At 64.6% G+C, this 12,488-nt stretch carries 15 protein-coding genes; 9 read left to right on the top strand and 6 right to left on the bottom strand.

Going from position 1 to position 12,488, the window contains the following annotated elements; translation table 11 throughout:
• Positions 1-255: 255 nt before the first annotated feature.
• Entirely contained in the window at positions 256-1,446 is a 1,191-nt protein-coding gene (locus HG549_RS09715) for an MFS transporter (RefSeq protein WP_170029282.1), read from the bottom strand.
• Positions 1,447-1,563: 117 nt separating this feature from the next.
• Here HG549_RS09715 and HG549_RS09710 point away from each other — a divergent pair, with 117 nt between their 5' ends.
• Positions 1,564-2,460, top strand: coding sequence for a LysR family transcriptional regulator (locus tag HG549_RS09710; RefSeq protein WP_170034122.1), 897 nt, complete (start codon positions 1,564-1,566; stop codon positions 2,458-2,460).
• Here the strand turns inward: HG549_RS09710 and HG549_RS09705 are convergent.
• Complete coding sequence (locus tag HG549_RS09705; protein WP_170029281.1) at positions 2,441-3,361, bottom strand: LysR substrate-binding domain-containing protein; 921 nt, start codon at positions 3,359-3,361, stop codon at positions 2,441-2,443. The genes HG549_RS09710 and HG549_RS09705 overlap by 20 nt on opposite strands.
• 159 nt (positions 3,362-3,520) lie before the next feature.
• Between HG549_RS09705 and HG549_RS09700 the strand changes: the two genes are divergently transcribed.
• The 8 genes from HG549_RS09700 (at position 3,521) to HG549_RS09665 (ending at position 9,266) form a co-directional block, all read left to right on the top strand.
• Positions 3,521-4,309: a YqcI/YcgG family protein gene (locus tag HG549_RS09700; RefSeq protein ID WP_170029280.1), complete on the top strand. Its 789-nt coding sequence runs from the start codon at positions 3,521-3,523 to the stop codon at positions 4,307-4,309.
• A 2-nt stretch (positions 4,310-4,311) separates the two neighbouring features.
• Positions 4,312-4,938, top strand: coding sequence for a LysE family translocator (locus HG549_RS09695; RefSeq protein ID WP_170029279.1), 627 nt, complete (start codon positions 4,312-4,314; stop codon positions 4,936-4,938).
• Positions 4,939-4,976: 38 nt separating this feature from the next.
• Positions 4,977-6,062, top strand: coding sequence for a hypothetical protein (locus HG549_RS09690; RefSeq protein WP_170029278.1), 1,086 nt, complete (start codon positions 4,977-4,979; stop codon positions 6,060-6,062).
• A gap of 138 nt (positions 6,063-6,200) precedes the next feature.
• The gene (locus HG549_RS09685; RefSeq protein ID WP_170029277.1) at positions 6,201-6,896 is read left to right on the top strand and encodes a sel1 repeat family protein; all 696 of its coding nucleotides are present in this window, start codon (positions 6,201-6,203) and stop codon (positions 6,894-6,896) included.
• A gap of 236 nt (positions 6,897-7,132) precedes the next feature.
• Complete coding sequence (locus HG549_RS09680; RefSeq protein ID WP_170029276.1) at positions 7,133-7,825, top strand: AzlC family ABC transporter permease; 693 nt, start codon at positions 7,133-7,135, stop codon at positions 7,823-7,825.
• On the top strand, positions 7,822-8,136 hold the full coding sequence (locus HG549_RS09675; RefSeq protein WP_170029275.1) for an AzlD domain-containing protein: 315 nt from the start codon (positions 7,822-7,824) through the stop codon (positions 8,134-8,136). Before HG549_RS09680 ends, HG549_RS09675 begins: the two co-directional genes overlap by 4 nt.
• Positions 8,133-8,966, top strand: coding sequence for an AraC family transcriptional regulator (locus tag HG549_RS09670; RefSeq protein WP_170029274.1), 834 nt, complete (start codon positions 8,133-8,135; stop codon positions 8,964-8,966). Before HG549_RS09675 ends, HG549_RS09670 begins: the two co-directional genes overlap by 4 nt.
• A 72-nt stretch (positions 8,967-9,038) precedes the next feature.
• Complete coding sequence (locus tag HG549_RS09665; protein WP_003260451.1) at positions 9,039-9,266, top strand: hypothetical protein; 228 nt, start codon at positions 9,039-9,041, stop codon at positions 9,264-9,266.
• 39 nt (positions 9,267-9,305) lie between these two features.
• On the opposite strand, the gene HG549_RS09660 is transcribed toward HG549_RS09665, so the two are convergent.
• The 4 genes from HG549_RS09660 to HG549_RS09645 all read right to left on the bottom strand — a co-directional run bounded on the left by HG549_RS09660 (position 9,306) and on the right by HG549_RS09645 (position 12,397).
• On the bottom strand, positions 9,306-9,788 hold the full coding sequence (locus HG549_RS09660) for a copper chaperone PCu(A)C (RefSeq protein WP_170029273.1): 483 nt from the start codon (positions 9,786-9,788) through the stop codon (positions 9,306-9,308).
• Complete coding sequence (locus tag HG549_RS09655) at positions 9,789-10,397, bottom strand: SCO family protein (RefSeq protein ID WP_024086651.1); 609 nt, start codon at positions 10,395-10,397, stop codon at positions 9,789-9,791.
• Between the two features lie 322 nt (positions 10,398-10,719).
• The gene (gene nfuA, locus HG549_RS09650; RefSeq protein WP_003250416.1) at positions 10,720-11,304 is read right to left on the bottom strand and encodes a Fe-S biogenesis protein NfuA; all 585 of its coding nucleotides are present in this window, start codon (positions 11,302-11,304) and stop codon (positions 10,720-10,722) included.
• 58 nt (positions 11,305-11,362) lie between these two features.
• Positions 11,363-12,397, bottom strand: coding sequence for an acyltransferase (locus tag HG549_RS09645; RefSeq protein ID WP_170029272.1), 1,035 nt, complete (start codon positions 12,395-12,397; stop codon positions 11,363-11,365).
• Positions 12,398-12,488: the final 91 nt, after the last annotated feature.

Here is a 12,488-nt window from a genome sequence, read left to right as displayed (position 1 = left end):
TTGTTGTGCTGATCGTGGCGATTCTACCTCTGACGCACCGTTGCCGCGCATTTTTGTAGAGCGGGATCGTGCCGCTTCCTCAGGATATTTGTGAACAGCAAAGCAAAGGGATTTTCTGAGGGCAACGGCCTTGTGTTGCCTGGACGGGCGGCATCGTCAGCACGCCAGCGCCCACAAGTACAGCTCTGGCGTTGAAGCCGTCGCGGTAGCTGTGGGCGCTGGCTTGCCGGCGCTAGGGCTGACCGCTGAAACCCTCTACCGAGCCCCCGCCACGAAGCCATTGCGCCGCCCAGCCCAGGCCAACAGCCAGGCAACCCCGACCAGCCCCAGCACTACCGCGCCAAACCACTCCACCCCTGCCCCGCTCAGCAACAGCCCGCCAACGATCCCGCCCAGGGCAATGGCGCTGTTCCACACCGTCACCAGCATCGACTGCGCCACATCCCCACCCTCACCTGCCGCATCCGCACAGGCGGTCTGCAGCAGGGTCGGCGCGCCACCATAGGTCACGCCCCACAAGGCGATGCCCAGGTACACCTGCCACGCCGACGCTTGCCCCAACACCAGCGTGGCCAGGGCAAAGCCAGCCAGGCTCAACAACACCAGCGGGCGCAGATGCAGGTCTACCAGTAGCCCCACCAGGCCGATCCCGGCCAGGGCCGACAGGCCAAACACCAACAGCGCCGGGCCGATGTCGGCGGCCATGCCGGCTGCCGCCAGCAACGGCACGATGTAGGTATAGAGAATGTTGTGGCCCAGGATCCAGCAGAGGATCACCAGCAGCACCACCAATACCCCTGGCGTGCGCAGCACCTGCAGGGCCGCCGGACGCTTGCCGGCAGGATGCCCCGGGTAATCCGGCACCGACCGCAGCACCCAGGCCAGCAGCAGTAGCGCTACCACGGTGACCACCACGAAGGTGGCCCGCCATCCCAGCCCCGCGCCCAGCCAGGTGGCGATCGGCAGCCCGAGCGACAAGGCAATCGGCTGGCCGAGCATGGCCACCGCCATGGCGCGGCCCTGCAGCGCCACCGGCACCATGCGCCGGGCGTGGCCGGCAATCAGGCCCCAGGCCAGCCCGGCCGCAGCGCCGGTACAAAAGCGTAACAGCAGGGTCAGGGTGTTGGACCACGACAAGGCGGTCAGCCCGTTGAACAGCACGAAACCGGCGATCGCCAGCAACAGGGCGCGACGGCGGTTCCAGCCTTGGGTCAGGGTCACCAGCGGGATCGCGGTCAGCAGCGAGCCCAGGGCATAGGCCGTGACCCATTGCCCGGCCATGGCCTGGCTGATGTGCATGCCATTGGCGATCTGGTCTAGCAGGCCGGCCGGCAAGGTTTCGCTGAGGATGGCGATGAAGCCGGTCATGGCCAGCGCCAACAGCCCGCTGAGGGGTAGACGTTCACTGCCGGCGGCCAGCAGCGATGCGGAGGATGTCTGGGACATTGCAGATGCCTTGTGTGGGAAACCAGGCGGACAGTCTGCAAGCCAAAACCATTGCGGAAAAAGACGGCTACAATGCCGTTCACCCAGGACACCAATGTCCGCAATCAGGGATACCGCATGGACAGCCTCAGCGGCTTCGTGGTTTTCAACCGGGTGGCCGAGACCCGCAGCTTCGTCGCCGCCGGCCAGTCGCTGGGCATCAGTGCCTCGGCCGTGGGCAAACGCGTGGCGCGCCTGGAAAGCCGCCTGGGCGTGCGCCTGTTCCACCGCAGTACGCGCAGCATCACCCTCACCGCCGAAGGCTCGCTGTTCCTCGAGCGCAGCCGGCGCATCCTGGCCGAAATCGAGGCCACCGAGCAGGAACTGTCCCAGGCCAGCGAGACCCCGCGCGGTCGCCTGCGGGTGAGCATGCCGCAAGTCACCGGGCTGGTGATGCCGGCGCTGGCCGAGTTCATGGCGCGGTACCCGCAGGTGGAACTGGACCTGGACTTCTCCGACCGCATGGTGGACATCGTCGGCGAAGGCTTCGATGTGGTGATGCGTGGCGGGCAACCGGGCGATTCACGGCTCAACGCCAAGTTCCTGGGGCACTTCCAGCACTGCCTGGTGGCTTCGCCCGAATACCTGCGCGAACGCGGTACGCCCCTGCACCCGCGCGACCTCGCGGCGCATACCTGCCTGCACTACCGCTTCCCCAGCAATGGCAAGCTGGAAACCTGGCCGCTGCGCCAGGAGCAGCCCGAGCAGGGCTACGACATCCCGATCTCGATGGTCTGCAACCATGTCGAGACACGCGTCTGCTTTGCCGTGAACCATCGCGGCATCACCTGCCTGCCGGACTTCACCGTACGCCGCGAACTGGCCAGCGGCGCGCTGGTCAGCGTGCTGGACGATTTCATGGAGCGGCGCGGCAGCTTCTACCTGCTATGGCCATCCGGGCGGCAGATGCCGCCGAAATTGCGGGTCTTCATCGACTTCATGGTCGAACGCGTGTTCAACCGTACAGGTAGTTGATGTCCTTGCTCGCCAGCGGCGGCACCTGGCCAAGCAGGAACTCGCGCAGCTTGTGCATTTGCCGCGCCTTGGGGCTGGCCTTCAGCCAAGTCATGTAGTAGCCGTCGCCAGTGGCCACCGCGTGCTTGAATGGCGTGACCAGGCGCCCCGCGCCGAGGTCGGCGCTGGCCAGCACCAGGTCGACCACCGAGATACCCAGGCCTTGCTGGGCAGCAGAGATGCCCTGGTCGAGGGTATCGAACACCTGCCCGCGGTCGATGCTGATGTCCAGCGCATCCATGCGTGCCAGCCAGCGCCGCCAGTCGCGGCGGTCGGGTGACGGGTGCAGCAGCTCGCACTGGGCCAGGTCGGCCAGGTCCGGCTGCGCCTGGGCCATGTAATCGGGATGGCACACCGGGATCAGCCACTCGTCGAACAGCTTGAAACTCTCGATATCGGCGGGGAAACGCCCGTTGGCCAGGAGAATTGCGCAGTCGTAGGGCTCGGAATAGAAGTCCACGCTGTCAATGTCCATCCACACGCTGGACAGCTGCACGCTGCAGGTGTCCTCGACCTTCTTGAAGGCATCCAGCGCGCGCAGCAACCAGCGCACCGTGAGCGTGGACGGAGCCTTCAGGCGCAGGCCATAGCGATCCTGGCGCAGCAGGGCGCAGGCATTTTCGATGATCTTGAAACCGACCTTGAGCTCCTGCGCCAGCAGGCGGCCGTGCTCGGTCAGGGCCAGTTTCGGCCCGCGCCGCTCGAACAGGTCGCAACCGAACATGGCTTCGAGCGTCTTGATGTGGTGGCTGACGGCCCCTTGGGTCAGGGCCAGTTCTTCCGCGGCACGGGTAAATGAGCCATAGCGAGAGGCCACCTCGAAGGCACGCAGCGCGTGCAAGGCCTGAATCCGTTCCGACATGGCGACGCCCCGAGCATGAATGAGACTAATAGTAGGTCATAGTTCCACGCGTTTTACAACGCCCGGATCGTCTCGGAAAATGCAGCTAAATAATAAAGATAACCAAGATCCTGCCTGCATATGACTGGAAATATCATCTAATAAACGCCTGGGGAAATCATGTTTACGGGTTATGGAACTTGCTATCGCCTGGACGCGCTGGAGCTGGCCGCTGAACATGTCCGGTACACGCAACACTGGACCTACAAAACCATAGAACATTTTCGCACTGTCCTTGCCAACCCCGAGTTCCCTTGCCTGTTCGGCCGCAAGGCGGTGAACGGCGCTACCTGCCACATCCTCTTCGCCCGCGCCGAGCAACTGGCCGACGACATCGCCCAGGGCCTGGCCGACTACGTACGCACGGTCGCCCCGATCCCAACCAAGCAGCGTATCGGCAGCCCGCTGGTGGTATTCCTCGAAACCGCTGCCGACTACACCCTGGCCGAGCAACAGGCGCTGGCCTGGAAAGTGTTGCGAGGTGTGCACGCGCGCGACCCGCACCCTTGGCCGCAAGGCATGCCGACCGATCCCGAAGACAACGGCTGGTCGTTCTGCTATGCCGGCATGCCGCTGTTCATCAACATGAATTTTCCCGGCCACCAGCAGATGAAAAGCCGCAACCTGGGGCCGCACATCACCTTCGTCATCAACCCCAGGGCCAACTTCGACGAAGTGGCCAATGCCAATACCGAAAGTGGCCAGCGGATCCGCGAACGCATTCGCGAACGCGTGCGCCACTACAACGACGGGGTCGTGCCCGACACCCTTGGCTTCTTCGGCGACGCCGACAATTACGAGTGGAAGCAGTACCAACTGCAGGAGGCAGGGTCGCTCAACCCCTCCCGCTGCCCGTTCCATGCCCATGCCGCACACTCGGCCACACCCGACCTACTGATCGAGACCTGACCGTGAATACCGCACTCACCGCTACCTACGCCCTCACTGTCCTGCTGCTGATCGCCACCCCCGGCCCGGTGGTGGCACTGATCGTCAACACTGCGGCCGCCTCGGGCTCGCGCAAGGCCATGTTCACCGCCGTCGGCACCAACTGGGCATCACTGGTGCTGATCGGCGCAGCCGCCTGGATCATCCTCACCAGCGCCGCCATCGACAAGACCTGGCTGAGCGCCATGAGCCTGCTGGGCTGCCTGTTCATCGGCTACATCGCCGTGGGCACCCTGAGGGAAGCCCTGGGGGCCGCTGCAGCGGAGGCCCCGGCCGAAGTGGCCAAGCCCGGCCGCGGCGGGCTGCTGCAAGGCTTCATGGTGGGCATTTCCAACCCCAAGGACATCATCTTCTTCATCGCCTTCTTCCCGCAGTTCATCCAGATCACCGAGTCATTCGGCAAGAGCATGGTGGTGCTGTCGCTGCTGTGGGTGGCCATCGACTTTGCCGTACTCAGCCTGTACATCTTCGCCATCGGCAAGATCGCCTCGCAGCGCAGCAACCGCCTGATCAGCCTGGCCTCGGGCGTCGCCCTGCTACTGATCGCTGCCGGCGGCCTGCTGTACAACCTCAGGGAACTGGCAGCCTGACCGGGCTGCAGGTGCCCGTTGCAACAGAAGGAGAACCCATGACAGCGACAGACCCGAACCGGGCGCCTTCAGCGTTGCAACAGGACTACCAGCGCTTCCTGCTGCTGGGCAGCCGGCGTGCCCCGCACATTGCGCGTATCCATGAGACCGGCTACCGCTCTGGCACCATCAACACCGATGCCGTGGGCCTGCGCTACAGCCATTGCGCCGGCAAGCGCTTTTCCGCAGCCGAGCGCGGTGGCGCGACGCGCATCAACCTGCTGGTCGGTGGCTCCACCGCCCTGGGCATCGGCGCGAGTTCCGATGAACACACGGTCGCTTCGCAGCTGTCGATGCTTACCGGCGAAGTCTGGCTGAGCCTGGCCGGTTGCGGGCTCAACGCCAGCCACGAGCTGCTGCTGTTTCTCACCCACCAGCATCGCCTTGGCCAGCTGGGGCATGTGGTGGTGCTCAGCGGCGTCAACAGCCTGGCCCACGAAGCCCTCTGCGAAGTCCTCGACAACCCGCACGATCCGCAGCACGCCAAGGCCTACCAGGACTTTCTCAACAGCTTCAGCGAAGGCGTGCAGCCTGCCGCTACGCCCCGCCGGCCGTCACTCTGGCGGCGCATCAGCCAGGCCTTGGTTGCGCCGCCTGCGGCCGAAGCGCCAGCCAGCTGGCCGCTGTCGCCCCCGGAAAAACGCATGGCCCGCGCCGCCGACCACATTGGCCGGACCCTGCTGCAATGGGACCGTCTGCTGGCGGACAGCCACTCCACGCTCACCTTCATCCTGCAGCCGTTGCTGCCCTGGTGCCGGGATAGCCTTCCCGCTGGCGAGCAGACCATGCTGGGTGCGCTGGAGCGGCAACCGGCAAATTTCGACCGGCTGCTGGACGGCGCCTTCGACAGCCAGTTGCACTCGGCCTTCTTCCGCCGTATCAAGCAACAGGCCGACCCGGTCCCCTGCTACGACATGAACTGCATGCTCAGCAGCTCACCGGTGTTCGGCGCCGACCTGTTCATCGATCGCCTGCATTTGAACGACCTGGGCAACAATGCACTGGCCAAGGTGATCACCGCCAAGCTTGGCCTGGCCCAGGAAAAACACGCGCAACGCAAGGGCGCGCCCGTCAAGCTCGTCTGACAGTTGCCGGGTGCTCTTCCGGCCAGGCCCCTTGGGTGGCTAGAATAGGCCGTCGTTCCGATCTGCGCGAGGCGCACGCTTGACCGCCATGAACATCGAAGCCGTCCATCAGTACCTGGCATCCCGTGGAGCCTGCCTGTGAGCCGCATGCTTCGCTTGCCCCCCCTGTTGATCGCCCTGATACCGCTGGCCACGCAGGCCCATGAGGTACGCATCGACCCGCACGCCGACCTGCTCTACCGCCAGGCACTGCCACTGCTGGAGCAGGCCGACAGCCGCGATGACAGTGCCAGCACGCTGCGTACGGCCATGGACGCTGACCCGGAACTCAGCCGCCAGGGCCAGGCCATGGCCCACACGCTGCCCACCGCGGTGGCCTTGCTGAAGAAGTCGGTGGAGCTGGGCCACCCGGTCGCACAGTACCGCCTGGCGCTGTACTACATGACCTACCTGCCCGCTGCGCAAATCCCGGATGCCGCCTGCCCGCTGCTTGAAGCCAGCCTCAAGCAGGGCTTTGCTGCTCCAGCACCGGCCATTGCCACCTGGTGCCCGCCCTACAACGCCAGCAGCGAATACCGTGCCGCGCTGGAAGCCATCCCCAACATGGCCACCGTGTATGCCGCCTACTACCCGCAGCCAGCCACGCGCCTGGCCTGCAACCGCAGCAGGCCACAGGGGCTGGAAATGCAGTGGGGACGCCAGCGCGACTACCAGGCCGAGGTGTACCGCCTGCTTGGCGACCTCGACCCGCAACAGCGCCAGAGCCTGCTGCAGAAGGCCGTCGAGATAAACGGCTGCGTGACGGCGCAACAGCACCTGACCAGTCATCCCTGAGCGCGCCCTTGTAGGAGCGGCCTTGTGTCGCGATGGGGCGCGCAGCGGCCCTGGCAATCTCAGCGGCGACGCCGAAATCCTGGGGCCGCTGCGCGCCCCATCGCGACACAAGGCCGCTCCTACAAGGAACCCATCGACCGGCAAACAGGAAGCCGCATCGACCAGCAAGATCGTTCAAGCCATTGCCCCGCACCTTCTGGCATGCTGGCCTACCTTGTACATGCACTGCAGCCATCATGCCCCACATTGCACGCCAAGCTTACCTCCACGGTGCCATCGCCAGCCTGCCGCTGTCGTTGGCCGTCGCCCCTTGGGGCCTGCTGGCCGGCTCCATGGCCATCGAGGCCAACCTCAGCGCCTGGCAGGGGCAAGGGCTGTCGGCCATTGTCTTCGCCGGGGCTGCGCAACTGGTCGCCATCGGCATGCTCAAGGGCGGCGCCAACCTGGCGTCGATCCTGCTGACCACGCTGCTGCTGACCTCGCAACACCTGCTGTATGGCCTGTCGATGCGCCCGCAGCTGTCGCGCCAACCGTTGCGCTGGCGGCTGGGCCTGGGCTTCCTGTTGACCGACGAGTTCTTTGCCCTGACCAGCCAGTACGACCAGCAGCAATTCAACCGCTGGTATGCCCTGGGCGTCGGCCTGACGTTCTATATCGCCTGGAACCTGTTTACCCTGGCCGGCATCCTGTTGGGCCAGAACATTCCCCATCTGGACCAGTTCGGCCTGGACTTTTCCATCGTCGCTACCTTCGTCGCCCTGATCGCGCCATTGGTGCGCAACCTGGCAACGGTGGTATGCGTGGCCGTGTCACTGTTCTGCTCGGTACTGTTCAGCCACTGGCACTGGGAAACCGCCCTGGTAGCCGCAGGCCTGTTGGGCATGAGTGCCGGTTTCATCTGCCAGAAATTCGCCGGAGCCCGAGCATGATCTGGATCCTTATTTTCGCCATGGGCGCCATCGTGTTCCTCAACCGCTATGCGTTCCTGGAGCCACGCCTGCCGTTGCGCCTGAGCTCCAACGCCCGGCAATTCCTCGGCTTTGCCGTTCCGGGCATGCTTACCGCAATCTGTGCCCCGATCATCTTCATGCCCGGGCAGCAACTCAACCTGAGCCTGCTCAACCCCTACCTGCTGGGCTCGCTGGTGGCCATCGCCCTGGTGTTGTTGACCCGCAGCGTGTTGCTGAGCATGCTGGCAAGCATGTTGATCTTCTACCTCCTGCGCAGCTGGCTGGCATGAGCACGCCCCTGCGCGAACAGACACACCTGTGGCAGGCGCCGGCACTGGGCGACGTGGAAATGCTGCACGCACGCTATTTCCAGCAACGCTTCGCCCCGCATGTGCATGAAGGCTATGTGTTTACCGTGATCGAGTCGGGCGCCCAGCGTTTCTGGCACCGTGGCAGCGAGCACCTGGCACCGGTCGGCAGCATGGTGCTGATCAACCCGGACGAGCTGCACACCGGTGCCACCGCCCACGAAGCGGGCTGGCGCTACCGCGGCTTCTACCCGGAGCACGAGCGGGTAACCGGGGTGCTCGACGAACTGGAACTGGGCCGCCACGGCATGCCCCGCTTCAAGGACAGCGTGATCCACGACCCGGCCCTGGCCAGTGCCTTCAGCCAACTGCACCAGCTGTCCGAAGCAGGCGCCAGTGCCCTGCAGCAACAGACCGCCTGGCGCCAGGCGGTACTGGCCCTGGTGCAGCGCCACGGGCAATGCGCCGAACCTGCGGCCCCCGGCCAGGAACCGCTGGCAGTGGCCCGCGCCCGCGAACTGCTGGAAAGCCAGTTGGCCGACCCGCCCTCGCTGGAAGCGCTCGCCGCGGCAGTCAACCTGTCACCGTTCCATTTCGCCCGGGTGTTCCGCCAGGCCACCGGCCTGCCACCCCATGCCTGGCTGAAGCAGCGCCGCCTGGCCCGGGCACGGGAATTGCTCAAGCGTGGCTGGGCAGCCTCGGAGGTGGCATTCGACCTGGGCTATGCCGACCAAAGCCATCTGAGCCGGCAGTTCAAGCAGGCCTATGGGGTAACCCCCGGGGCCTACCGCAGCGCCTGCCTGCCGGACTGAACTGCGACAGCCGGCCACAGGTGTTCCCGCCAGTCACTGCTACACTGACAGGGCTGAACGGAGGATCCTGCCATGTCCGAAAGAGAGCTCACCACCCTGCTGTCGCTGATGAACCAGCGCCAAGCCTGCCTGAGCAGCGCCTGCAAGGAGATTGCCGACTGGATCGACCGGCAGGGCGATGTGCCCGCCGCCGGCAAGATCCGCGCGAGCCTCAAGGCCCTGGAGGCTGACGAGGCCCAGGTACGCAAGACCTTGACCTCGTTGACACTCGACAGGCCGCTGCCCAAGTTTCGCAGCTAGAAAAGATCAGGGCCGCTGTGCGGCCCTGTTTCACATCTGTCAGTGGTTCATGTGCATGTGCTCATGCCCTGCACCCGCCTCGGCGCTGAGCGCTCGCACTTCAGCCTGCACGCCCACGGTTTCCCTGGCGCCCTTGGCATCCTCGATGGTCAAGGTCAGCGGCACCTTGTCACCTTCCTTCACCTGATCGTGCAGCCCCATCAGCATCACGTGCAGGCCATTCGGATCCAGCGTCACGGCTTTGCCGGCTGGCAACTCGACGGTTTTCACCTCACGCATGCCCATCACGTCGCCGTTCATGGTCATCTCGTGCACCTGAACGCTCTTGGCCACCTTGGACGCCACGCCCACCAACTTGCTGTCGCTGCTGGCGGTCAGGGTCATGAAGGCGCCGGTTGATTGCTGGTGCGGCACACTGGCACGCACCCAGGCATCGCTCACGGTGGTCTGGGCCAGGGCTGGCAGGGCCAGGCCCAGCAGGACCAGGGCGGCCAGGCCGCGCTTGAACGGTTGCATCGACATTCAGCAGATCTCCATCAGGGTAACCAGGTCTTCGGCGCATTCCTGGGCGGTCAGGGAATGGCCCAGGCTCAGGCGCAGCGTGCCGCGGGTATCGTAGACATAGCTGGTGGACGAGTGCGAGACGGTATAGGTATCCCCGGCCGGGACCTTCTCGTAGAACACCTTGAATTCCTTCGCTACCGCGGCGATTTCCTCGGGGGTACCGGTAAGCGCGGTGAACGACGGGTCGAACGCCTTGACGTAGGCATCGAGTACTTCCGGCGTGTCGCGCTCCGGGTCCAGGGTAATCAGCACCACCTGGAACAGGTCGCGATCGCGGCCCCTGAGCAGTTTGCGGATCTGGGCCGCGCGCGCCAGCGTGGTCGGGCAGACCGCCGGGCACTGGGTAAAGCCGAAGAAGATCATCGGCATGCTGCCGTAGAAACTCGACAGGGTGCGCACGTTGCCCTGGGTGTCCTTGAGGCTGAACTTGCGCCCAAGGATTTCGTTGCTCATGTTCTTGCCGTACTTGAACTCGAGCCCCCGGGCCGGGCTGCAGCCTGCCAGCAGGCCAAGCCCGAGAACGCCCATCCCGGCGACAACGGCGCGCCGGGTATATAGATCATTCATGAAACCGTCCTTTAAAGGGAAGGTGCCGACCCTCGGGACGGGCCGGACGAAAAGCCGGGGCATTCTGGCATGACACCCCGAGGGGTTCTACCCGGGCAAGACGATGGTCGGCTGCAGCCCTTTGAATACGGGCTGCGGCCTGTTGTCGCAGGGCTTGAAACCGTAACACTTTGTTGCTAGGAGCGCGGTTTTGTAGGAGCGGCCTTGTGTCGCGATGGGGCGCGTAGCGGCCCCTGCAATCTCAGCGGCGATGCCAAGATCCTGGGGCCGCTTCGCGCCCCATCGCGACACAAGGCCGCTCCTACAAGCAGACCAGCCAGCCTTAGTAGTAGGCGTTTTCTTTCTGGCTGTGGTCAGTCACGTCGCGTACGCCCTTCAGCTCGGGAATGCGCTCGAGCAGCGTGCGCTCGATGCCTTCCTTCAGGGTTACGTCGGCCTGGCCACAACCTTGGCAACCGCCCCCGAACTGCAGCACGGCGATGCCGTCGTCGACCACATCCACCAGGCTCACCTGGCCGCCATGGCTGGCCAGCCCAGGGTTGATCTCGGTCTGCAGGTAGTAGTTGATGCGCTCGTTGATCGGGCTGTCTTCGTTGACCATCGGCACCTTGGCGTTCGGCGCCTTGATGGTCAGCTGGCCACCCATGCGGTCAGTGGCGTAGTCGACCAGCGCGTCTTCCAGGAACGGCACGCTGACGGCATCCAGGTAAGCGGTGAAACTCTTCAGGCCCACGGCGGTGTCGTCAGGCTTTTCTTCGCCCGGCTTGCAGTAGGCGATGCAGGTTTCGGCGTACTGGGTGCCTGGCTGGGTAATGAAAATGCGAATGCCGATGCCAGGCGTATTCTGCTTGGAAAGCAGATCGGCCAGGTAGTCATGGGCGGCGTCGGTAATGGTTATAGCGCTCATGTAGGTTCCTCACAGACTTGCGGCCAAGTGTACGCCAACCCGGCCTTCGAACAAAGTCCTAGTATTTGACTCGGGAAAGCGCATATTCAGGGGCTGGCTCCCGTGGCGCCGCCAGCCAGGCCTGCAGGCGCCGGTACAGGCCGCGCTCCAGCCAGCGGTAGCTGAACCACGACATTAGTCCAATGGACGGCACGCACAGGGCGAATACCAGGTACGGGTTCAGTTGCAGGCGCTGGCTGGCGAACCAGCCGGCGTACAGCACCAGCACATGGACCAGGTACACCGAATACGAACAGTCGCCCAGGGCCTTGAGCAGCCGGTTGCCACGGAACTGCGGCTCCAGGGCGACGAAGGCCAGCACGATCATTGCGCTCGGCACGCCCCAGTTGAGCAGCCGCCGCGAAGCGTCCAGGTAATAGATGGCCAGGCTCGCCAACGCCAACAACACCAACGGCAACCAGCGGGCATGGCGGATCAGCCCGCTGCGGTGCAGCACGCCCAGGCCGATGCCGAGCAGGAATTCGTAGATGATGGGGTTGTTGTAGAAACGGCTGAGCACGCCCAGCCGGCCCAGCACTTCACTGGCCAGCAGCAGCGCGGCGGTAGCCAGCAGTTGGTGATGACGCTGGCGTACCAGGAAGGCCAGGCCGAACAGCAAGTAGAAGAACATCTCGAAGTTCAGCGTCCAGCCCACGTTCAGGGTCGGGTACAAGCCGTAGCCGCCAGGGTTTTCCGCCGGGATGAACAACAGCGACAGCCACAGGTGCTGCCAGGTGAACGCCTGGTGCGGCATCCATTGACTGAAAGCGAGCAGCAGCGTGGCCATCAGCGCCGTGTAGAACCAATAGGCCGGGACGATGCGCAACACCCGGTTGAGCAGGAACTGGCGCGGTTCGATGGTTTTGTCACGGGTCGACAGGTAGATGACCAGCCCGCTGATGACGAAGAAGATGTCGACGCCAACAGCACCACGGTCAGTGAGCAGTTGGCCAATGGGGCCGGTGGCATGGAAGTCGAAGAAGATCTGCATGAAATGGTGGCAGACCACCACCCAGGCGGCGAACGCCCGCAGTGCCTGAAGCGAATACAGCATGAAATACCCTGCGATTGCCGGTGCATTGAGGCCCTTGGGAGCGCGTTGCGCTCCAACGCCGGCAAGCCAGCGCCACCGGTACTGTGCAGCC

Origin of the sequence: Pseudomonas sp. SK, assembly GCF_012975065.1 — a bacterium.
GTDB classification, from domain to species: domain Bacteria; phylum Pseudomonadota; class Gammaproteobacteria; order Pseudomonadales; family Pseudomonadaceae; genus Aquipseudomonas; species Aquipseudomonas anuradhapurensis.
The sequence above is the reverse complement of the archived record's forward strand: the minus strand, read 5'-3'. Positions and strand labels throughout refer to the sequence as shown.